Genomic DNA, 21,677 nt, shown 5'->3' on the forward strand with positions numbered 1-21,677 from the left:
TGATGTCTGATCTGTAAAAAAGGGATACCTTTTACGATCGCTTGCCATGATCCATGGCGCGTAGTAATTGATGTCTGGTCTGTAAAAAAGGAGATGCCTTTTATGCCCGGGCCCGGGGTGGGTGGAATATGGCGGCATTAAGGTTCCGGGGAAGATCGCTGCTATAAGCTGTATTGATGGCTGTTACCGTGAAATACGGCTGCAATGCAAATTGTGCATGTATAGGCGCGATCACCACTTCATATTTGTCTTTCACTGCATTGCCGTTCTGCTCGTTCTTCGTTTCTTTCTCCATCTGCTTCATCAGATGGCACTGGCCGTTACAGCCGGTTTCCGGCTGCGCCCTGTTCACGCACAGTACCCGGGAGATGTATTCCTTGTTCAGCATATATTCCGCCAATATCAGTCCCTTGCCGAAAGTCTGCAGCAAGAGGCCTGTTAATGTGATAATGACGAAAATGTACCGCATAAGAATATTGCAAATGTACCGGTCAGGCTGGCTTGCTACAATGATCAAGATCATGCCCGGGAAATAAAAAAGGGGACCTTCGTCAGTGCGGCCCCCTTTTTTGCTTATTGCGCCAGCATGAACCGGAGGGTGAGCCCGCCCCTTGTATTGGTGATGGGGTAGGCTGTGGAGATCACCGGTATCGTTTGCCTGCGGTCGTAGAAGAACTTGATATTAAGGCGGTTGTTGATCACATAATCGATGGATGGGGCGATGCCGATCACCTTCTGCCCGCTGGTGGGGATCACGATATCTGCATCCAGACGGTTATTCACTGTTTTGTCGTCACGGAAACTTATATCCAGTCTGAAGTTCAGATCATTCTCCAGCCTGGTGCCGCCCTCCTTGCCGATCTTGAACGGCATAGGGAAGCCCCGCACCCGGTATCCGGCGCCGACCACTATTTCGCTGGAGCGCATTTCACTCAGCTGGTAGTCGATCATGCTAAGGCTGAGTGTACGGCTGCGCTTGAATTCCAGTCTGGCGTTCAACGAATTGGTGAAGGTCATATCCACGCCCAGCAAAGGCGCGAATTGCTCATTGATGGTCATGTTCGGTAGCAGGAAGTAAGGTACGTAGTTGCCGGACACAGAATCGCGGAACGCCGGGTAGCCCATCAGCAGCGGATCGTAGAACATCAATGCCGTATTGTAGGAGTTCATGCTCAGGTTGCCGATATAAGCATGGGTGAGCGTGAACACGGAAAGGAAATTACGGAATGGCGCCAGGCGGCTCAGCCCGTTGTAGGAGATCCGCCAGTTCGGCCTGGGCAGGATGTTCTTGAAAGGGTTCGTTCTTACCCCGCCGGCTCCCTGTTTAAGCAGGGAAATGGTTTCCGGATTTTTGCCGGTGTATGCGGCCAGGAATGCGGGTATCAGCACATCCTGCGAATAACGGCCGTATCCGTAGCGGTATTCCGGGTCTTTCGGATCAAATTCCGGAATGGAGGGGTCCTGGCTATAAGGATTCTCCGCGCCCAGCCGCCGGGAAATGATCTTGCGGTAGCTCTCAAAATCCCGGAAGGTCTGTGAAATACCGTCCTGCTCATTGATCTTGCCCCACATGGTTTTGATAGCCACAAACGTGATCTCGAAGCCTCCGGCGTCATATGGACTGAGGTGCCCGAATGTGCCGTTGCCGGTGGTGTCCTTGTATAACTCCGTATATGTTTTTGTGAATGACTTGGTCAGGTTCAGATCGATGCGCAGATCGCGTATCGGTTCCAGTTGCGCCTGTGCATCCAGCCGTTGTGTGAACTGCTGCTGGAACTGGATGTTGAAGAGCGTATCGCGGGTGAGCAATCCCTTCTTCGCAAAATTGTCCAGCCAAAGCCTGTCCGGCTGCTGCCCCAGTACAAACCCGATGCCCGGCGCCATGGAAGCCCAGTTCATGCCCAATACCTTCGTACTGTCGATATACCCCGGCAGGCGTGTGCCGGCATTTTCTGTATAGTTTACCTGCACCCTTTTGAGTGACATGAGCACCCGCATCAATCCTTTCACCAGCCCGCTGCCTTCCGTTTCTTCTTCGTCTTTTTTCGCCGCATTTGGCTGATTCGGTTTGGGCTGGTTGTTGTTCATATTGTTCATCTGCGGCATGGTGCTGCGCACAGGGGCGGCGTTCATTTTACGCAGCCATTTGCTTTTATTGTAGAGGTCCGAGAACTTCAGTTCGGCGGATACGATCTTGGATTGCGTGTTCTCAATGGCATTACCGAGATACATGGCCAGGCGGGAAGCGCCTATCCAGCGATAATCCGTGCTGTAGCTGAGCGCAACGTTCGTCCAGTTCAGCAGCGGGAATTTCGCCGTTGGCAATGTATAGGTCACGGAAGCGGTATGATAGTAATTGGTGGTACGCCCGAATTTGAAGAGGTTGCTGCGCACACTGTCCCGTTTCGCATCGGTATCGATGCGGCCCATCGGCTCGTCTATCCTGGCAAGGTTGGAGGCATTGAAGTCGAGCGACAGGTTACGGGTGAAGTCCCACTTCAGGGTATAATACCGGTCGAATGTAAAGTACTTGTCGTATGTTTCCTGCAGCTGGAAGGGGCCGCCACCGACGTTGCGCAGCCTTGTGGCGCCGAACTGGCGGGTCACATCCGCACGGAAGCTGAGCTGTGTGGGCACATAGTTGAGATTGAACTCTTTTATCAATCCTACCCAGGGCGACTTGCTTTTGATGAGTGATTTGAAGGGCTCCAGGTATTTGGGCGTTCCCGAGAAATTATATCCCAGGCCCGCACGGTGCTTGGTGAGCACATCATTTTCAATCACGGGATTGCGCCGGCTGATCTGCGAATAGGAGTAACTGATATCAAAGTTCTCAATATCCCAGAGCCTGTTCTTCGTTTTGCCCGGCGTCATTTTGCGGACGTTGGTGAAGTTCAGGCTGGTGATGGAGGTGAAGTCCTGCGCATTCCGTTTGATGGAATCACGCTGTTGTTTGTCCAGCGCCAGTTCCAGTTTGTCTTTCAGTTTGATGTCGAGATCGTAGGGATCATACTCCGGGTTGCTGACGGTCTGCGAGTAACCCGCATAAACCGGTACGGAGATACCTGCGCGTTTGGGCAGCAGTTTGCCGAGGTCCAGGTTCGTGGCTACATCATATTGAATATAGTTATCGCGGAAACGTTCGTTGTTCCGCTGGTCGATAGCGCCGAAGCCCGCGGTATGCATGTTGCCGCTGAAGGTGATTGAGCCGAGGTCTGACAATTGCAGGTCTACCCGCGCGAGTGCGGCATATCCGCCTTTTTCATCCAGCCCGGTCAGGCGCAGTTCGTTGAACCATACTTCGGTACATTTGGGCATGCCATCATCCTCCGGATTGAATACACCGATCATCACGCCGCGAACGTCACCGAGACTGGGATTACCCATTATAGTAATAAAGTTACGGCCATCCTGCACCACATAAGGGATCAGGGGAGAGGCACCGGCAACATTACGGGCCTGTTTTGCCCGGGTCAGTTTCGTGAGTTCGAGGTCCAGGTTGTTGGCTTCCTTCCATACCGAGTCTTCCGGATGCGGTCCGGTCCAGGATGTTATCTCCAGCGGAATCCGGTATTCATAATAGTTTTCTGTAAAGTCACTACCCACCCTGATGATCGCGTGCAGCTGATCATCCGCCAGCGCATTGGCCGAACCGGCTGGCTCCGCGTGGATGAACATTTGCATGCGGTTGTACTGCCGCATATCCAGGTTCAGGTTCTTATACAGGGCACGGGATTCCCCGTCTTTCAGGTTGCATATCTGTGCGGCGAGGGATTGCTCATTGAGCAGGATATTGGTGTTGTTGGTGCTCAGCGTATTCTGCCGCAGGATGCCCGGAGGCACCACGTAGGGAATGGGCTGGCGCCTGGCATTTTCCTCGATGTTCACCGCGGAGGAATTGAACACGGTACTTTCATCTATGGGAACGGGATCGCCGGGTTGCAGTTCGGAAAGGAAGCGGCGCCACTGGTTGCGTACAAGATCCAGCTTCGCGAAACGCAATACAACAGAATCCTCGAACCCGGTCAGGAACATCCGCATAAAGCGGATGGATTTGAAGTCGGGGATATTGCCCACCTTTTTATCATACTGCGTTACCGGCACCTTGAACTGGTACCAGGTCTCCTCGCGGGTGGTGTTGTTGGGGCCTTGTACAACGGTTGTGAATTTATCCACTACGTAATTGGAGCCTACCTGCATGTTCGGCGTCAGCTCCACGCGGTACTGGAAATACTCTTCCGTTTCATTCATGGTATTATCCCGGTTCAGGTCTTCCGACTCGGGGTAGTTGGTGCTGGCCTGCGAGAACTGTGAATTATCGTTGGATACCGGGGAATTGCCTTCCGGGTTGTTGATTCTTTTGTAGCGGCCGAGGATGTCGGTACCATCCCCACCGTCATATGTCGCATCGCGGTACCAGCGGTAATCATCGTTGGAGGGATCTTCCTGAACTGTTTCGTAAATAACCGAACCGGTACCGAACATGGCGGCGATATCATCCAGGTAATCCCGGCGGAAATGACGTTCATCCACGCTTTGCAGGCCGTCGTAGCCCACATCCTGGTACCGGCGGATATTCGGATCGTTGTCGAATGCCTGGGTGATCTGCTGCTGGAACTTCGGAACGCGCGCCCAGTTGGAAGAATCGATCTTGTTAAGACCGGTATTCGGATCAGGCAGACCGTTCTCGAAAGATTTCCGGCCATCTTTCAGCACATCTTCAGAAACATTCCCCAGGTTGAAGAACAGTTTACCGCCGCTGCTCGTGGGATTATTGATAAAGGGGTCCTGTATCCAGAACTCGATGAATTCGATATTGGCCGTTTCAAAGTCGCTGTTATCGATGGCGCGCATGATACCGCCCCAGCGGCTCCGGGGATTGCGCAGCCTTCCCTCCGGCGTTAACGTAGCGGGGGTGGCCTCGAAATTATACGGTCCTCTTTCTTCCGGATAAAAAGCCAGGTCCAGCGTACTGAGCTGGCTTTGCCCGAAATCGGTAGAGCGGTTGGGAAACACATCTTTCTGATATACGAGGCGGCTGCGCGGATCGAACTGACTGGCTTCCGTGATACCCCGCGGCAGGTTCGGAGAGCGGGGGATCTGCAAGGTAGGCTCAATGATGTACCAGGCCAGCAACGCCCTGTTCCTGCCATACGCCAGGGAATCGTTATACTCCGCTTCCGGGAAAAGAATGGTGCCGGAGGCGTCCGAAGCGTCTTTAGGAGTGGAGGCCAGCGCCCAGGCCGTAGCCGGGAACTTCAGATCGTACCCGTTGCGCGCACCTTCAAAATCATCGATATACACCTGCCCCTGCTTGCTGCCGGCCTCATTCACCAGCTTGCTGTGGCCGGGAATGAGCTTGGCTACCTCACCGGTGAAATTGATGCTGGCCGGTGTGTTGGCGGTGAAATTCGGGAGTTTGTCCAGCATCCGGGTAAGGCCGCGCCAGTCTGAAATATAGTTCGCATCCAGACCGAGGATGGTATTCCTGATGGGGTCATCCCCGTAATTCACTTTCTGATAATACGGGCGTTCGCTCATCCGCACCATGGTACCGCCGAGGTTGAGCTTGTCGCTCACGTAGTAGTCCAGCCGCGTACCCATGTAGTTCCGCACCTGCTGCCCGAACAGCGCGTTGTTCTCGAACTGTACATTGATGGGCACGCCGGAACTAAGCACACCGCCATTGATGATCTTGATGCGGCCCAGGTTATAGTCGATAATAAAATCCACATTCTCGCGCAGCATCTGCCCGCCGGCGGTGACGGTCACAGAACCGGGCGGGATATTATAGGCGTTGAGCGATATCTCTGAGGAATTGCTGGATTTGTAGGAACCGCGCAGGATGAAGCGGTTGAGGTTCGGGAATTGCTGGGCGATCACTTTGATGGAGTCGTACAGCATGGGATACAGGTATTTTTTTTCGAGGACGGGATCGCCTTCAAAGGCCCTGCTGAGCCCGTCATCGAAAGGCTCCAGTACGGGGAAGATCACTTTGCCGTTCTGCGAGTTGATGGTGTACCCTTCCACATAATCGAACACCCCGTCCGGCTGGGGATCATTCTGGTTATTCAGCCGGTCCAGGTTCAGGATGGTAATGATGGGGGCGCCGGCAAACTGTCCCCTGGCATCCGGGAGGTAGCGTTTTTCGCTGGGCACCCGGTCGTCTGTACCCGGATCTTTATATAATACATCCAGCTTGAAATCCTGCCGGTTGATCTGGAAAGCGTTGGTGGAATAGATGTTCTTCATCATCAGGTCCCAGATGGGCAGGGCCGGCCGGGCTGAGGTAGCTTTCAGGAGCTTGAGGAACAGTATCTTCTGATTGGCGGAATTGGTCTGGTCCGGCGGTACATCCTGCGAAAACTCGCCCACCTGGTACACGCGTCCGTTGTAGGTGTACTGATAGGCTACGGCCAGCACCTCATCCGGCTGCAATTGCTGGTTGAGGGAAAGGAAGCCTACCTGGCGGTTGAGGATATAGTCGGTGGAATCCAGCTTGCGGGCGAATGTTTTTTCAAACTCCTGCACCGGTTCCAGGCCCATGGCCAGCAGCCGGCTCACCACGGTGCCGGAGTTGCGGGAACCGGGATCGCTGATGATATTGCCGTAGAGGTCATTGGTATTCCTGTCCGGCAGGCGGGCGCTGGTCAGCACATTGATCGAGGGGTTGAAAGGATCGTATTCCGCCAGGTCCATCAGGCCAACGATATCCCTGGTATTGGTGGTGGCGCCGGTACGGTTCGTCACCCAGACCTCGATGCGGTTGATATATACCTGGGAGCGGATCACCGGGAGGTTGCCCATGGCATAGTTGAAGGTATCGCGGAAGAACTGCGCCAGCAGGAAGTGCCGGTTATCCTCGTATTCATCCGCCCTGATCATGAAATCCTGCACGCTGTTGCCGCCGCGCAGGGTCATGTTCTGCTTCTGTGATTTCTGATTGGAAAGAACGCTGGTAACGGTAAGCCGCCCGAACTGCAACTGGGTCTTTACCCCGAAGAGCGACTGTACGCCGGAAATAAGGGAACTGCTGAGCGGGAAGCTCACGTTCCCGGCTTCTATCTTCTGGATGATCTCGTCCTTATACCCGGTATATTCCAGTTTTACCTGGTTCTCGAAATCGAAAGTGGATTGTGTATTGTAATTGGTGATGAGTTTGAGCTTTTCGCCGATGCGGCCCGTGACGTTCATATTGATATCGATATCAAAATCGAAGCCGCCGTTCTTGCGCGCCCGTTCCACCAGGATGGGGTTCTTTACGTTCTGGCCCTGGTAGCCGAAAGTGAGGCCCAGGCTCCCCTGTGGCTTGATATCCACCTTGGTGCCGCCGAACACCCGGTCGAACAATTTATCGCCGTAATACAATTGCGGCGCACCGGTGCGCTGGTTGAGATTGCCAATGGTGCTGGCCCTCTTCTGCCAGTAATCCCGTTCGCTCTGCTCCGCCTGCAGGCGGTAGAATTCACCGAAAGTCAGTACCGTTGGCTGGCGGTAAAACTGGTTCCCGATCTTTTCCGTGACGATGTATTGTTTGGTAACCGGGTCGTATTCTACTGTTTTGTTGATATTGCGCGGGTCTTTCAGGTCGATGGCGTTCCGCACAGGGTCTGTAACACTGGTGCCCCTCCTGTCATGGATGGGGTATTTCAGCGTATCCCTGCGGGTAGTATCTTGCGCCGTGGAATCAATTTTCCGGTCAACAGCTATGTCATACTCGCTTCTATAGGCATATCCCGAACTATTCCTGCTTCTGGCAGCTGTGTCAACAATGATAAAAGATACAACACCTATTACTGCAATAGCACCATAGTATTTCTTTCTTGCCAAGCGATCTTAGGTTTTATAGAGGTCAAGGACATAAATTTATAAACTTTTGAGGGACTTCTTTATAAGTAATTCCAATTCATTGAGTTGCGGCTCCGCTTTCAGCACCCTCTGTACTGCCTGCTCAGCCATGTTTCGGGCTATTCCCAGGGTAACCAATGCATTTAACGCATCTTCCTGTATTGTATTGTGAGAAGTTACAGATAAATGTAATACATCTTCCTTGTGTTTCCGCATTTTGTCCTTTAACTCCAGAATCAGGCGCTTGGCGGTTTTGGAGCCGATGCCCTTCACCCCTTCCAGCATCTTTTCATTATCCATTACGATGGCGCGCTGGATATCTTCCGGCTGAAGCGAGCTGAGCATCATGCGGGCGGTACCGGCGCCGACCCCCGAAACGCTGATCAGTTGCAGGAAGATGGTCCTTTCCGCTTCATCAAAGAAGCCGTACATGGTGTGCGCATCCTCCTTTATATGTACGAAGGTCAGCAATTTACAACTTTCCAGGGATTGTATCCTGGAGTAAGTATGCAGGCTGATCTGTACTTCATATCCCACCCCGTTCACATCCAGATGTACAAGTGCGGGTGATTTATATGCCAGTTTACCAATTAAATATGCTATCATAAGGCTGAATAAGGGGGTAAATTTAAATCATAAATAGAAATATTCGTTTAAGTCGTATTTTTACGCCCATTTTATAACTTATCCTAACAATATGAGTAAAATAACGGCCGCTATTACAGCGGTGGGTGGGTATGTTCCCGACTATGTACTGACGAACCAGGAATTGGAAAAATTGGTAGACACAACGGATGAATGGATCACCACCCGTACCGGCATCAAGGAACGAAGGATACTGAAAGGCGAAAGCATGGGCACTTCAGAGCTTTGTGTTCCGGTAGCGCTGGAGATCTGCAGGAAAAGGGGCATCAGCCCGGAGGAGATCGACCTGCTGATCGTGGCCACGGTAACGCCGGATATGGTGTTCCCCGCCACGGCCAATGTGGTTACGGATAAGATCGGCGCAAAGAATGCCTTCGGCTTCGATATCGGCGCAGCCTGCTCCGGCTTCCTTTACGCGCTGGATACCGGCGCCCGGTTCATAGAAAGCGGCCGCTACAAGAAAGTAATGGTTATCGGAGCTGATAAAATGAGCTCCATTATCGATTATACGGACCGCGCCACCTGCATCATCTTCGGTGACGGCGCAGGCGGCATACTGCTGGAACCCGATACCGAAGGCTTCGGTGTGGTAGACAGTATTCTGAAAAGCGACGGGCATGGCCGCGAGTTCCTGAACATGAAAGCCGGCGGCTCCGCCAAACCGGCCAGCGCGGAAACCGTTGCCAACCGTGAACATTATGTATTCCAGGAGGGCAAGACCGTTTTCAAATACGCCGTAGCGAACATGTCCGAAGCCGCAGGCGATATCATGAAACGCAACCACCTCACGGCAGACGATATCGCATGGCTGGTGCCGCACCAGGCCAACCTGCGCATCATCAATGCCACGGCAGGTTACATGGGCCTCCCCGAAGAAAAGATCATGATCAACATCCAGCGCTACGGCAACACCACCGCCGGCACCATACCATTGTGCCTCTGGGATTGGGAAAGCAAGCTGAAAAAAGGGGATAACCTGATACTGGCCGCCTTCGGCGGAGGATTCACCTGGGGGGCCTGCTACGTGAAGTGGGCATACGACGGGGATAAGATATAACGGAACAAAATAACAGCAGGATGTGGGTGAATTGACCAACATCCTGCTATTGATATTAATTTATCATCCTACACCTCAAACACAAACCCGTGCCGCGTCAGCGCCTCATACTTCTGCTTGTCGAACCGGTACAGATTCGCGCCTTTTTTTGAAGTGGACTTGTCCTTCTCATCCAGCTTCTCCAATATCCCCATCGCCAGTATCTTTTTTCTGAAATTCCGTTTGTCCAGCTCGCGCTGATAGATCTCCTCGTAGAGATTCCGCAATTGCGGCAGGGAAAACTTTTCCGGTAGCAGCTCAAAGCCCAGCGGATGGAAACGCGCTTTGTCCCGCAGGCGGGCCAGGGCATCCTGCAACATTTGCGTATGGTCGAATATCAGTTCGGGTATCTGGTGCAGTTCCAGCCAGTGAGCCCCGTATTCAGTGGCCATCACCCGGTCATGCTCCTGGATATTGATGAGGGCATAATAGGCAATGGAGATCACCCTGGCGCCGGTATCCCGCTGCACATCACCATAACACTGCAACTGGTCCATATAAATATCGTCTATCCCGGTAGTCTGCTGCAATACACGCGTAGCTGCGCTGTCCGTGCTCTCGCCTTCCTGCACGAACCCGCCCACAAGCGACCAGGCGCCCTCCATCGGGTCTACCTTGCGCTTCATGATCAGCAGCTTCAGCTTGCCGCCTTCAAATCCGAAAATGATACAATCCACCGCCACAAGGTGTCTCGGGGAACTGGCATAAAATGATGGAATACTCATACTGACTGGTATAGATACTTTCTGATAACAAAAACGTGAAATTATTTTTTGAGCCCGGTGTATTTGATATAATCCGTCGGAGGTATCTTGCTCACACCGCTTTGCCGCAGCATCGTCACCAATTGCCCGCGATGAAATGTGGAATGATTGAATGCCGTGAGCAGCGCATCCACAACCGCCGATTTGCCGATGCCTTTTGCAAGCCGGTTATATTCTATCGTATGGGCCAGCTTGGCATCGGAAGCGGTGGCTACAAAATCCTTCAGCTGCTCGCTCTGCCGGGTGAAGAGGTGCGTGAACTCCTCCCAGTCCCCTGTAAACGTCCGGGTAGGTACCAGCACCGGCGATGCCAGCTGAAGGCGCTGGAACCATATGCTTTCAGCATCCCATATATGATAAATGGTCTTGCGCAGCGAGGAAAAACTGCTCCCCAGGTCCTTGTCCAGCTGCTCTTCCGACAGTCCGTTGAGTAAGGTCAGCATCCGCTGGTTCGCCCAAATATTATACCTGGCATACCGCAGTAGAAGATCCTTCATCTAATATCTTATTTTTACAAGGTAAATCACTAACAAGATAATCAACATTTCAATAACATTCCATGAAACAAGCACCGCTCTCGGGATTCAGTTCAGTTTGCGTACATGCCGGCCATGAGCAGGACCCGTTGTATTCCCACCTCACACCCATTTACGCGTCTTCCACTTTCGTATATGATTCGGCGGAACAGGGCATGCGCCGCTTCAGCGGGCAGGAAGAAGGGTATATCTATACGCGCTGGGACAGTCCAAACTTCCGGGAAGCGGAAGAGAAGATAGCGGCGCTGGAAGGGTTTGGACTGACGGATGAAAGCGGCCGGCCCCTGGCCCTCAAAGCCATCCTGCACGCCTCGGGCATGGGTGCATTAAGCACGCTTTTCCTCGCCAATCTGAAATCCGGCGACAAGATCATCTCCCACTATTCCCTCTACGGCGGCACGGAAGAGCTTTTTTCAAAGATATTGCCGCCACTGGGCATCGAAGCCCTGATCATGGATATGCAGGACCTCGGCAAAACAGCCGCAGCTATCCAGGCAGATCCGTCCATAAAAATGATGTACCTGGAAACACCGGCCAACCCCACGCTCAAATGTGTGGACCTCGAAGCCCTGATAGCGCTGGCACATCAGCACCGGCTCATCACGGCGGTAGACAATACTTTCGCCACCCCTTACCTGCAGCAACCCTTCGCCTACGGGGCGGATTATGTTTTCCATTCCACCACCAAGTTCCTGAACGGCCACGGTACCGCCATCGGCGGCGTGCTGGTGGGAAAGGATATGGAGATGATGAAGGGACAGGTGGACAAAGTGCATCGCCTGCTCGGCAACAACAGCAATCCCTTCGATGCATTCCTGCTCACGCAAGGCATGAAAACGCTGGAAGTGCGCATGGAACGCCATTGCCATAACGCCATGGAAGTGGCCGGGTTCCTGGACGGGCATCCTGCCATAGCCCGCGTGAATTACCTCGGCCTGGCGGACCATCCGGATTTTGCCATCGCCTCCCGGCAGATGAAACATCCCGGCGCCATGCTGAGCTTTGAGTTGAAAGACGGTATGAAAGCCGGCATGCGCTTTATCGACCGCCTGCAGATGTGCCTCCGCGCCGTTTCCCTCGGCACCTGCGACACGCTGATCTGTCACCCCGCATCCATGACGCATTACAGCATCCCGCAGGAGATCAGGGAAAAATACGGCATCACGGACGGGCTGATCCGCATGAGCACCGGCATTGAATCCGTAACCGATATTCTTAACGACCTTGAACAAGCCCTGCAATAAACAATCATGATCAATATCAGAAAAGCAGAGAAGAAAGACTGCCCCCGTATGATGGAGCTGGTGCGGGAACTGGCGCTGTATGAAAAAGCGCCGGAACAGGTAACAGTAACCGCGGAACATTTCGAGGAAACCGGCTTTGGCCCCAACCCCGTATGGTGGGCCTGGGTAGCGGAGGCTGACGGGGAGATCGCCGGCATGGCGCTTTATTACGTCCGCTACTCCACCTGGAAAGGCGCAAGAATGTTCCTGGAAGACATCATCGTTACCGAAAGCTGGCGCGGCAAAGGCATCGGCAAACTGCTGTTCGACCGCCTCATCGAAGAGGCCCGGGAAAAGAAATTCTCCGGAATGGTATGGCAGGTGCTGGACTGGAACGAGCCAGCCATCAACTTTTACAAAAAATACAACGCGAAGTTCGATCCCGAATGGCTGAACGTCAGCATTGACCTGTAAGCTTTACTGTTTTTCGAAGATCAGCAGTTCCGGCAGGCCGCCGGGATCGGGGAAGAAACGGCCGATGGTGAAAGACCGGCCGCTTTCGTCCATCCGGAAAAATACCTTTTTACGGGTGTTGTTCAGGAGGAGCGAATCCCCTTCCAGGGAATAATAATAAAAACCGGAGGGCGAGGTGATACTGGAACTTTCGGGTAGTTTCCTGGCCTGGAAGTAAAAGCTCTGCTCCCCGCCCCGGGCATCCAGCGGGGATACATCCTTGAATACGATCACTTCCTGGCGCTGGGTGGATTCCAGCCACCGTTCATCCGGCAGCGATTCTTCTTTGCACGACGGAGCAGCGGCCAGAACAGCCAGGAGGAATAAGGACAGGCGCATAATGGAATGTTTATACCAGTAGAACGCAGGGGAAAAACGAAAGTTACAAACGGTGACGCCTATTTGGCCATCGCCTCTTCCAGCCCGGTACTGATCCCGTCCGTTACCGCATTTTTATCGATCTTCTGAATGAGCCCCTGTAATACTTTACCCGGACCAACTTCCGTAAACCGTTGAGCGCCATCGGCGATCATGGCCTGAACGGATTGCGTCCAGCGGACAGCGCCGGTAAGCTGGCTGATGAGATTGTTTTTGATCTCTGCCGGATCGGTCACGGCTTTGGCCACTACGTTCTGGTAAACAGGGCATGCAGGTGTATTGAAGGTGGTCTTTTCGATGGCCGCCTGCAGTTCGGCCTGGGCGGGAGCCATCAACGGTGAATGGAAAGCGCCGCCTACGGGGAGGATCAGCGCACGTTTAGCACCGGCGGCCTTCATCAGCTCACAGGCGCGCTCCACAGCCGGTACGGTGCCGGAGATCACCAGCTGGCCCGGACAGTTATAATTTGCCGCTACTACGATATCATCTGTTATCGACGCGCAGATCTCTTCTACTTTGGCATCATCCAGGGCCAGTACGGCGGCCATGGTGGAAGGAGTGGCCTCGCAGGCTTTCTGCATGGCATTGGCGCGGATGGCTACCAGCCGCAGCGCATCTTCGAAGGCCAGCACACCGTTGGCCACCAGGGCGGAAAACTCGCCCAGGGAATGCCCCGCCGTCATCGCCGGCCTGGGGTCATCAATGCACAGAAAAGCGATCACCGCATGCAGGAACACCGCAGGCTGCGTTACTTCCGTACGCCGGAGGTCTTCCTCCGTGCCGGTAAACATGATATCGGATATCCTGAACCCCAGGATGTCGTTGGCCTGCTCAAACAGGGCTTTGGCGCTGGCATTGTTATCATATAAACTTTTGCCCATGCCGGGGAACTGGGAGCCCTGCCCGGGAAATACGTAAGCGTGCTGCATATCGTTATTATCTGTTTATCAGTGCGCAAATATATATAAAAAAATATGGTTTAATCCATTGTGACAACAAGTATTAAACCATATCACGGCAAAACGGTGTTACCGGCCGATCAGTTTCATGAATTCAGCGCGGGTGGCGCCATGCTCGAACTGGCCGGAAAAAGCGGAGGTGGTGGTGACGGAATTCTGCTTTTGCACGCCCCGCATCATCATGCAAAGGTGTTGTGCTTCGATGACCACCGCTACGCCCTGGGGACGGAGGGTATCCTGGATGGCGTCCAGTATCTGGTGGGTGAGCCGCTCCTGTACCTGCATCCGGCGGGAATATACGTCCACCACCCTGGCGATCTTGCTCAGACCGGTGATATATCCGTTGGGAATATAGGCTACATGCGCTTTCCCGAAAAAAGGCAGCATATGATGCTCGCACATCGAGTACAACTCAATATCCTTCACGATCACCATTTCGCTATAGGCTTCCGTGAACTTCGCTCCCTCCAGGATGGCTTTGGCATCTGTCTGATATCCCTGGGTGAGGTACTGCATAGCCTTGGCCATACGCTCCGGTGTTTTCTGCAGCCCCTCGCGTTCCGGATCTTCCCCCAGCAATGCGATACATTCCCTGTAATTGTCTATCAGACCCGATGTGATCTCCTCGTCGAATGATTCTTGCTTGTTGTATGCCATGTGCTATTGATTGTCAGTTATTTTCCACCGTAGTATTCCACGTAGATCTTCGGCGTCTCGTGCAGACGGATGCAATGCAGCTGCACGGTCTCCGGCAGATGTTGTTCCAGCTGCTCCCAGATGGCGATAGCCACGTTTTCGGCGGAAGTGAACTTGTCCTTCATGAAATCCACATCCATATTCAGGTTCTTATGGTCCAGCTTCTCCACGATCACATCTTTGATAAGCACCCCCAGCGTTTTGGCATTGAATACAAAACCGGTTTCGGGATCGGGCTCACCCTTGATGGTGACGTGCAACTCATAGTTATGCCCATGCCAGTTGTCATTGGCGCATTTCCCGAAAACCTCCAGGTTCTGCTCCTTGCTCCACTGCGGGTTGAATAGCTTGTGTGCCGCATTAAAATGCTCCACGCGCGTTAAATAGATCATTTTACAGTTTGATAAATTTCTGCAAAAATAAACTAATTCGATGAGAGTACACGGCTGAAGGGCTTAACTTTACCCCATGAAAGTACTCATCACCGCCGCTACACTACCGGAAATAAAGCCGCTGGTGGACTGGCTGGAAGATCAGGGAGCCATGAACGGAACGGAAATAAAAGTGCTGATCACCGGCATCGGCATGTTCAGCACTGCCTACCAGCTGGGCAGGCATCTGGCGGCGGACCGGCCCGATCTGGCCATACAGGCGGGGATTGCCGGTGCCTTCCGGAGAGACTGGGCCATTGGCGATACCGTACTGGTGAAACAGGAAGTACTGGGAGACCTCGGCGCGGAAGATAACGGCACGCACCGCGACCTGTTTGAGATCGGCCTCTGGCCATATGATATGCCGCCGTTTACACATCATCATTTGATCAATACGTTGGATCAGCTTCCCGCCGCCGCCCTTCAGCTGCCACAGGGCAGCGGGGTGACCGTCAATACCGTTTCCGGTTCCGCGGCCACTATCAGCAGGCTGGAGCAGAAATACCAGCCGGACCTGGAAAGCATGGAAGGCGCGGCCTTTCACTACTGCTGCCTCCGGGAAGATATCCCGTTCCTGCAGCTCCGCACCATCTCCAATTATGTAGAGGTGCGCGACAAAAGCAAATGGAACATTCCCCTGGCTATCAACAACCTGAACAATACCCTCCGCAGCCTGCTGCAGGAGCTTTAACATAAAAAAACTGAACACATGCAGCTGACCCTGGGATTCTCCCCCTGCCCGAACGACACCTTCATCTTCGATGCCCTCGTCAATCAGCAAATTGACAGCGGAGACCTCCGTTTCGACACGCAACTGGAAGATGTAGAAACCCTGAACCAGTGGGCAATGCAGGGGAAACTCGCCGTCACCAAGCTCAGCTTCGCGGCAGGACTGAAGGTAGCGGACAAATATACGCTGCTCAACAGCGGCAGCGCCCTGGGACGCGGCTGCGGCCCCCTGCTCATCGCCCGGAAAGACATTCCGCTTTCGGACATAAAAAACCTCGCCGTTGCCATCCCCGGCGAAAACACCACGGCCAATCTGCTCTTCAGCATCGCTTTCCCCGGCGCCGTCAATAAAAAGATCATGGTATTCTCCGGTATCGAACAGGCCGTGCTGAGCGGAGAAGTGGATGCCGGCGTGATCATCCACGAGAACCGTTTCACCTATCAGCAGAAAGGACTGGTAAAACTGATGGACCTGGGCGAGTTCTGGGAAACCAAAACCGGCCAGCCTATCCCGCTCGGCGGCATCTTCATCCGGAAAGACATCCCCGAAAATATCCGCCGGCAGGTGGACCAGCTCATTCACCGCAGCCTGCAGCAGGCATTCGCGCAATACCCCGTATTATCCCCCTACGTCAAAGCGCATGCACAGGAAATGGACGAGGACGTGATGCGCCAGCATATCGATCTCTATGTCAATGCATTCAGCCTGGACCTGGGCGAAGATGGCCGGACGGCTATTGAAAAACTGAAAGAAATGAGCAGCGGCGCCGTTGCGGCAGGCAGCGGTGCCTGACGGCCTTATCCATCCCCACATCATCGTACGGAAGCATAAGCCTTACACAAGGCCATAAGGTGTTGTTCCCGACCTCAACCGCGGAGCACCTGCGAATGTACCCCATTCACCCCCTCTCCCACTTACCACCACACGCCCACTCCTTACCCCAAACGGAGATTTACACCCCGTTTCCCGCTATGGTTCGCATTTCTCCCTTAGTGGTCGGCTGATGTACGCAACTTTGTGCATCATTTATATCACAGACCAAAAATTCTGATAGCAGACAATGAACAAACATCTACGATCCCTGGTGTTGGCATGCAGCTTTGGCATATTGCTGGCAACAGCTTGTACAAAAACCGACACCATTGCCCCGCCGGAGCTTTCGCAAAGCAGGATACTGGAATACAAGATCGTGAACGTGCAGGGCGATCCCATTGCCGGCACCATCGATCATGCGGACAGCAGCATTACCGTGTATATTCCTTTCTATCTGCAACTCGTCACACTGGAACCGCAGATCACCGTTGCCACAGGCGCTACCGTAACACCGGCCAGCGGAACCCTGATAGAAGATCTCATGGATGTATTCCGGAACGGCCGCGATATAAAATATATCGTAACCGGGAAAGACGGGAACAAGAGCACATACACATTGAAAATCGCCGTGCAGCAGCCGCCCGTAGTGCTGAAAGAATTGTCCACTGCAGACAATATCAGGAACTACAATATCCGCGCCGCCGCTACCTCTCTGCGCATTGTGCTGGAAGGTTCGGGTTTTAACGAGAACAGGGATCTGATGAAACTGGAGATGGTGGATGATGAAGGCAATGTCTACCCGCTGGGGATCGCTGCCAATGCTTTCAATGATACTTACAGCATAAACATCACCCTGTCAAAGAACCAGCCGGACGGCGCCGCCGTATTCAACAGCTTCGAGACCACGAAGACCTTCCGCATAAGAGTGTACAACTATGCGCGGCAAGCCATCACACAATATCCCATCCAGATCACCAAAACCTGATTATTACATGCGCACTTATATATCCATCCATATTACTTTACTCGGCATCTGCCTGCTGACCTTCGTTTCCTGCAAAAAGGAAACCGAGTACGCTCCTTATCCCTATAATGACATACAATCGCTGAAGATCACCGCAGCCGACGAAACCATCAGCGCGGCGCTGGTGGGGGACAGCATCGTCATTTACTGGCCCTCTTACCTGGACATGCCGGAAAAGATCAGCCCGCAGATCACCGTATCGGAAAATGCAACCGTAACACCGGCATCCGGCACGGAAGTGGACTTCGCTACCGGTACAAAATTCAGCGTAAAGGCACAGAGCGGAGCGGTAAAGGATTATTTCCTGAAGATCGTGATCAACCAGCCGCCCATCCAGCTGGCACAGGAAACCTATATCACTTACCTCGCTGAAAAAGGCGGCACCTGCACATTCACCAACGGCGTTTATCTCCGCTACGTTATCCCGGACCCGGCCGTCACCCGCTTCTACCTGATAGACAGCAGCGATACGGAACACGAACTGGCTATTGCCTTCACCGAAGAAACGCAGGACCTGGTGGTCACCGTTCCGGATGAAGATCAATTCGGAATGGGAGGATACCGGATCAGGATCGTCAGCGGTACGCAAACACTGGAAACAGCAGATCATATTTTCGGCATCGTGTACCCTTCCTCCATGAAAGGCACGGCGGACGCGCTTACCACCTCGGTTACGGTGAAACGCGGTGAAGAGATCACCTTTTCCGGCGCCAATTTTTTTGACATGAAAGAGGCCATTGTGATGACCTATGATGCGAACGGCAATGAAAGCGAACTCGGCACCCTGGAGCTGGTCAGCTACACCGCTGCTTCCGCTACCTACCGCGTGCCCGCCGGTTTCCCCACAGGTACCCGCACGATGGGCACCTGGGCCGCAGGCAGCGTGAACATCGCACTGCGTACATCAGACTATATCGGCAACTGGAGCTGGTCAGCCGCTACAAAGGTCACCATACCGGTGAATGCGCCTTTTGACGGCAGTGTATCCTTCACCGTTACCGAATAATTATAAACACTTTGCAGCAACATCTGTCCAATGCAATTACTATAAACCCTTTTTTACATTCATTAAACCCTTATTATGAAAAGAAACAACACCTTGACCCGGGCGGCACTGACCATTTGCACAGGCGCTTTGCTGTGCTTTGCATCCTGCTCCAAGAATAATGACGTCATTGCCGATGAAAAGATAACCCTTGAAGACGCCCTTTCACTGACGATCCCTGACGGGGACAGCGCCACACTGAGCAGCAATGGCTCACAAGGCAAGATCTACAACGACGGTGGCATATATACCGTAGCCAATTTCAGGCAGTCCTATTCCTCCGGCCCCGGACAGCCTGCAGACGGCAATTTCTACTGGGATTTCCCGAACAATGATGCGGGCAACCCCGGCGCTCACTCCATCAAATTCAGCGGTATTGCCACAGGTGATATCACTGCCTCAGGCAGCAACGAGATCCGTTTCATTGATGTTTATTTTGATGATGTGGAATACGGTGACTGGTCTTCCGCCAGCACACCTCAGGCTTCACCGGCCGGCAGCGGCGTCATCGGGATGGACGAAGTGACCGGCACAGGTGTTCCTCCTGCAGTAGCGGCTTATGCTAACGGCGCAGGCTGGTATATTTATCAATGGACGCCTTCCCATCACGTGATCCCCGTTCCGGATCGCACCCTGCTCTGGAAAAGCGGCTCCACTATCTACAAATTCGATATCAGTTCTATTTATCAGAATGGCGTAACAGGCGGAGCATTCCCCTATTACAACTTCCGTTATCAGCAGCTGACACCCTGATCTCCCGGATGTTGCTGTACAAATGCGGTTGCCCGGTCTACGGGCAGCCGCATCACTGTTTCAAGGCCTTTCCGTAAGTCTCCAGCGCACGTTTCCGCGCCATGCTATGCTCCACAATGGCAGATGACATGTAATCCAGTTCATCCACCTCCGGCACCCAGCGCCGGATGTAGCGCATGTCCCTGTCAAACTTCTCCGTTTGCAGCGCCGGATTGAATACCCGGAAATAAGGCGCCGCATCACAGCCGCTGCCCGCCGCCCATTGCCAGCCCCCGTTATTGGCCGCCAGATCATAATCCAGCAGTTTCTTCGCAAAATATGCTTCTCCCCATCGCCAGTCGATCAGCAGATGCTTTGTTAAAAAGCTCGCTACGATCATGCGTACCCGGTTATGCATGTACCCGGTGGCATTCAGTTCCCGCATCCCGGCATCCACGATCGGATAACCGGTTTTCCCCTCGCACCAGCGCTGAAACTCCCTTTCATTATTCCGCCAGGCGATCTTGTCGTATTCCGGCCGGAAAGAACCGCCGACCACATGCGGGAAATGCCACAATATCATCTGGTAGAACTCCCGCCAGATCAGTTCTTTCAGGAAGATCTCATTCAACTGCCTTGCCTGCCGCGCCAGCTGGCGGATACCGATGGTGCCAAACCGCAGATGCACACCCAGCCGCGAAGTGCCGTTCATCGCGGGATAATCCCGCGTCTGGTCGTAATGCGCGAGCAGCGCCTGCTCCGGTGTGTTGTCCGGAAAATCCCGCTCCGTTTCCCGGAAACCGATGGACGACAGCGGCGGAACCGGAAGCGCCTGCTGCCGGTGGAAATGCCGGTAGTATTGCGCTACAGGGTATGACTTCAGGAAAAACGCATCCAGCTTTGACAGCCATTTTTTACTGTAGGGCGTAAATACCGTATAGGGCGTACCGTTATCTTTCATGACTTCATCCTTCGCGAATATCACCTGGTCCTTATACCTGTGAAAAGCAATATTGCGCGCTGCCAGCAGCTTCGCCACGGCGGCATCCCGGTCCCGCGCATAAGGCTCATAATCGTCATTGGTATAGACCGCTTTCACGTCATAACGTGCGGTCCAGTGCAGGAAGGCTTCTTCCGGTGTGCCGTGGAATACATCGAGGGTGCTGTTCATTGCCTGCAGTTGCCGCTGCAAGCCGGACAATGCATCGTGAATGAACAGGAGGCGCCTGTCAGCCTTGTCTTCCAGGTCATCGAGAATATTCGTATCAAAAACAAATACCGGCACAACGGGGTATCCGCTGTGCAGGGCGTGATATAAAGCAGCCTGGTCGTCAAGCCTGAGATCGCGGCGAAGCCAGCAGAGAGAGAGCATGGTGGATAAAGTGGTCAGGTTCAAAAATCAGCCAAGGCGCAACTCACAACAAGGCCTCATACAGCAGATCATGCAAAATAGCAACATTGGCGTTGCCGTAACTCGTATCCCGGAACTGACCTACCCAGCGGATGCCGTAGATCGCATTGGTGAGAAAGACCTCGTCTGCATTTTCGATATCCCGTAGGGTCAATGGCTGTTCTTCCAGTTTGTACGGCAGATCGGACATCAGCAGATGCTTGCGCATCACGCCGCAAACGCAGCCTTCCGCCAACGGCGGAGTGATCACCCGTTTGCCCTGTATGATGAAAATATTGGCGATGGTAGTGTCCGCAGCGCGACCGTACTGGTTCAGCAACAGCACTTCGCTGAGCTGATGCTCCTTTGCATACAGCGCACCGAGAACGTAAGGCAGACAGTTGTTGGATTTCAGGTTGGACAGTTTGTCGCCGTTCTTAACGGCATCGGGAAAAACGTCCAAGCTGAGGCCCGATTCATTCAGTTCGAAAATATGCCTGGGTAAAGACCAGCACTGGATCATAAATTCCGGGCGATGGTCCACCGGCCCGTAAAAACCCGTGCCGGAGCGCCAGACCGTCAGCCGGACGCGCGCCAGCTGGCTGACGCCGTTTTCCCGGCAAAGCTCCAGGATCAGCCCTGTAAAATATTCCTTCGTAAAGTGTGCGGGGATATGAAAATGCAGGATATGCATACTGGCGATCAGCCTTTCAAAATGAAGGTCCGCCAACAACAGTTGCCCCTGATATACTTTCATGGTCTCAAAGCATCCATCACCATACCGGAAACTGCGGTTATCCACGGTCAGCAATGGCTTGTCAGCCGCCATGATTTTTCCGTTATAACACAATTGC

19 protein-coding genes are annotated in these 21,677 nt (G+C 53.4%); 8 read left to right on the forward strand and 11 right to left on the reverse strand.

Annotation, left to right across the window (positions count from 1 at the left end; translation table 11 throughout):
• Positions 1 to 100 precede the first annotated feature (100 nt).
• From FW415_RS23820 to ruvA, 3 genes are read right to left on the reverse strand one after another with little or no spacing between them, the layout of a single operon-like run.
• Positions 101 to 523, reverse strand: coding sequence for a hypothetical protein (locus FW415_RS23820; RefSeq protein ID WP_148389603.1), 423 nt, complete (start codon positions 521 to 523; stop codon positions 101 to 103).
• A 50-nt stretch (positions 524 to 573) separates the two neighbouring features.
• Positions 574 to 7,830: a cell surface protein SprA gene (gene sprA, locus FW415_RS23825; RefSeq protein WP_148389604.1), complete on the reverse strand. Its 7,257-nt coding sequence runs from the start codon at positions 7,828 to 7,830 to the stop codon at positions 574 to 576.
• Positions 7,831 to 7,866: 36 nt separating this feature from the next.
• On the reverse strand, positions 7,867 to 8,454 hold the full coding sequence (ruvA, locus tag FW415_RS23830; protein ID WP_148389605.1) for a Holliday junction branch migration protein RuvA: 588 nt from the start codon (positions 8,452 to 8,454) through the stop codon (positions 7,867 to 7,869).
• Between the two features lie 91 nt (positions 8,455 to 8,545).
• Between ruvA and FW415_RS23835 the strand changes: the two genes are divergently transcribed.
• A complete protein-coding gene (locus FW415_RS23835) occupies positions 8,546 to 9,550 on the forward strand; it encodes a beta-ketoacyl-ACP synthase III (RefSeq protein WP_148389606.1) in 1,005 nt (334 codons plus the stop codon).
• A gap of 68 nt (positions 9,551 to 9,618) precedes the next feature.
• Here FW415_RS23835 and FW415_RS23840 read toward each other — a convergent pair whose 3' ends face one another.
• Together FW415_RS23840 and FW415_RS23845 are read right to left on the reverse strand one after the other, a co-directional pair.
• Entirely contained in the window at positions 9,619 to 10,314 is a 696-nt protein-coding gene (locus FW415_RS23840) for an NUDIX domain-containing protein (protein ID WP_148389607.1), read from the reverse strand.
• A gap of 41 nt (positions 10,315 to 10,355) precedes the next feature.
• Positions 10,356 to 10,850 (reverse strand): DinB family protein, encoded by a 495-nt coding sequence (locus tag FW415_RS23845; RefSeq protein WP_148389608.1) that lies wholly within the window; start codon positions 10,848 to 10,850, stop codon positions 10,356 to 10,358.
• 62 nt (positions 10,851 to 10,912) lie between these two features.
• On the opposite strand from FW415_RS23845, the gene FW415_RS23850 reads away from it, so the two are divergent.
• Both FW415_RS23850 and FW415_RS23855 read left to right on the forward strand, forming a co-directional pair.
• On the forward strand, positions 10,913 to 12,133 hold the full coding sequence (locus FW415_RS23850; protein WP_148389609.1) for a PLP-dependent aspartate aminotransferase family protein: 1,221 nt from the start codon (positions 10,913 to 10,915) through the stop codon (positions 12,131 to 12,133).
• 6 nt (positions 12,134 to 12,139) lie between these two features.
• Entirely contained in the window at positions 12,140 to 12,586 is a 447-nt protein-coding gene (locus FW415_RS23855; protein ID WP_148389610.1) for a GNAT family N-acetyltransferase, read from the forward strand.
• A gap of 3 nt (positions 12,587 to 12,589) precedes the next feature.
• Here FW415_RS23855 and FW415_RS23860 read toward each other — a convergent pair whose 3' ends face one another.
• The 4 genes from FW415_RS23860 to FW415_RS23875 all read right to left on the reverse strand — a co-directional run bounded on the left by FW415_RS23860 (position 12,590) and on the right by FW415_RS23875 (position 15,050).
• The gene (locus tag FW415_RS23860; protein WP_148389611.1) at positions 12,590 to 12,964 is read right to left on the reverse strand and encodes a hypothetical protein; all 375 of its coding nucleotides are present in this window, start codon (positions 12,962 to 12,964) and stop codon (positions 12,590 to 12,592) included.
• Positions 12,965 to 13,023: 59 nt separating this feature from the next.
• Complete coding sequence (gene fabD, locus FW415_RS23865; protein WP_148389612.1) at positions 13,024 to 13,932, reverse strand: ACP S-malonyltransferase; 909 nt, start codon at positions 13,930 to 13,932, stop codon at positions 13,024 to 13,026.
• 99 nt (positions 13,933 to 14,031) lie between these two features.
• Complete coding sequence (gene folE / locus FW415_RS23870) at positions 14,032 to 14,619, reverse strand: GTP cyclohydrolase I FolE (RefSeq protein WP_148389613.1); 588 nt, start codon at positions 14,617 to 14,619, stop codon at positions 14,032 to 14,034.
• A gap of 17 nt (positions 14,620 to 14,636) precedes the next feature.
• Positions 14,637 to 15,050 carry a 6-carboxytetrahydropterin synthase gene (locus tag FW415_RS23875; RefSeq protein WP_148389614.1) on the reverse strand — a complete coding sequence of 138 codons (414 nt, stop codon included), beginning with the start codon at positions 15,048 to 15,050 and terminating at the stop codon, positions 14,637 to 14,639.
• Positions 15,051 to 15,126: 76 nt separating this feature from the next.
• Here FW415_RS23875 and mqnB point away from each other — a divergent pair, with 76 nt between their 5' ends.
• The 5 genes from mqnB (at position 15,127) to FW415_RS23900 (ending at position 19,454) form a co-directional block, all read left to right on the forward strand.
• Entirely contained in the window at positions 15,127 to 15,780 is a 654-nt protein-coding gene (mqnB, locus tag FW415_RS23880; RefSeq protein WP_148389615.1) for a futalosine hydrolase, read from the forward strand.
• Positions 15,781 to 15,798: 18 nt separating this feature from the next.
• Positions 15,799 to 16,611, forward strand: a complete 813-nt coding sequence (locus FW415_RS23885; RefSeq protein WP_148389616.1) for a 1,4-dihydroxy-6-naphthoate synthase — start codon at positions 15,799 to 15,801, stop codon at positions 16,609 to 16,611.
• 268 nt (positions 16,612 to 16,879) lie between these two features.
• The gene (locus FW415_RS23890) at positions 16,880 to 17,617 is read left to right on the forward strand and encodes a hypothetical protein (RefSeq protein ID WP_148389617.1); all 738 of its coding nucleotides are present in this window, start codon (positions 16,880 to 16,882) and stop codon (positions 17,615 to 17,617) included.
• Between the two features lie 7 nt (positions 17,618 to 17,624).
• On the forward strand, positions 17,625 to 18,662 hold the full coding sequence (locus FW415_RS23895) for a hypothetical protein (RefSeq protein WP_148389618.1): 1,038 nt from the start codon (positions 17,625 to 17,627) through the stop codon (positions 18,660 to 18,662).
• A gap of 75 nt (positions 18,663 to 18,737) precedes the next feature.
• Entirely contained in the window at positions 18,738 to 19,454 is a 717-nt protein-coding gene (locus tag FW415_RS23900) for a hypothetical protein (protein WP_148389619.1), read from the forward strand.
• A gap of 52 nt (positions 19,455 to 19,506) precedes the next feature.
• Here the strand turns inward: FW415_RS23900 and FW415_RS23905 are convergent, their stop codons facing one another.
• Both FW415_RS23905 and FW415_RS23910 read right to left on the reverse strand, forming a co-directional pair.
• Entirely contained in the window at positions 19,507 to 20,829 is a 1,323-nt protein-coding gene (locus tag FW415_RS23905; RefSeq protein WP_246858850.1) for a deoxyribodipyrimidine photo-lyase, read from the reverse strand.
• Between the two features lie 19 nt (positions 20,830 to 20,848).
• Positions 20,849 to 21,652: an aminotransferase class IV gene (locus tag FW415_RS23910; protein WP_168208961.1), complete on the reverse strand. Its 804-nt coding sequence runs from the start codon at positions 21,650 to 21,652 to the stop codon at positions 20,849 to 20,851.
• Positions 21,653 to 21,677 lie beyond the last annotated feature (25 nt).

Source organism: Chitinophaga sp. XS-30, from assembly GCF_008086345.1.
GTDB lineage: Bacteria > Bacteroidota > Bacteroidia > Chitinophagales > Chitinophagaceae > Chitinophaga.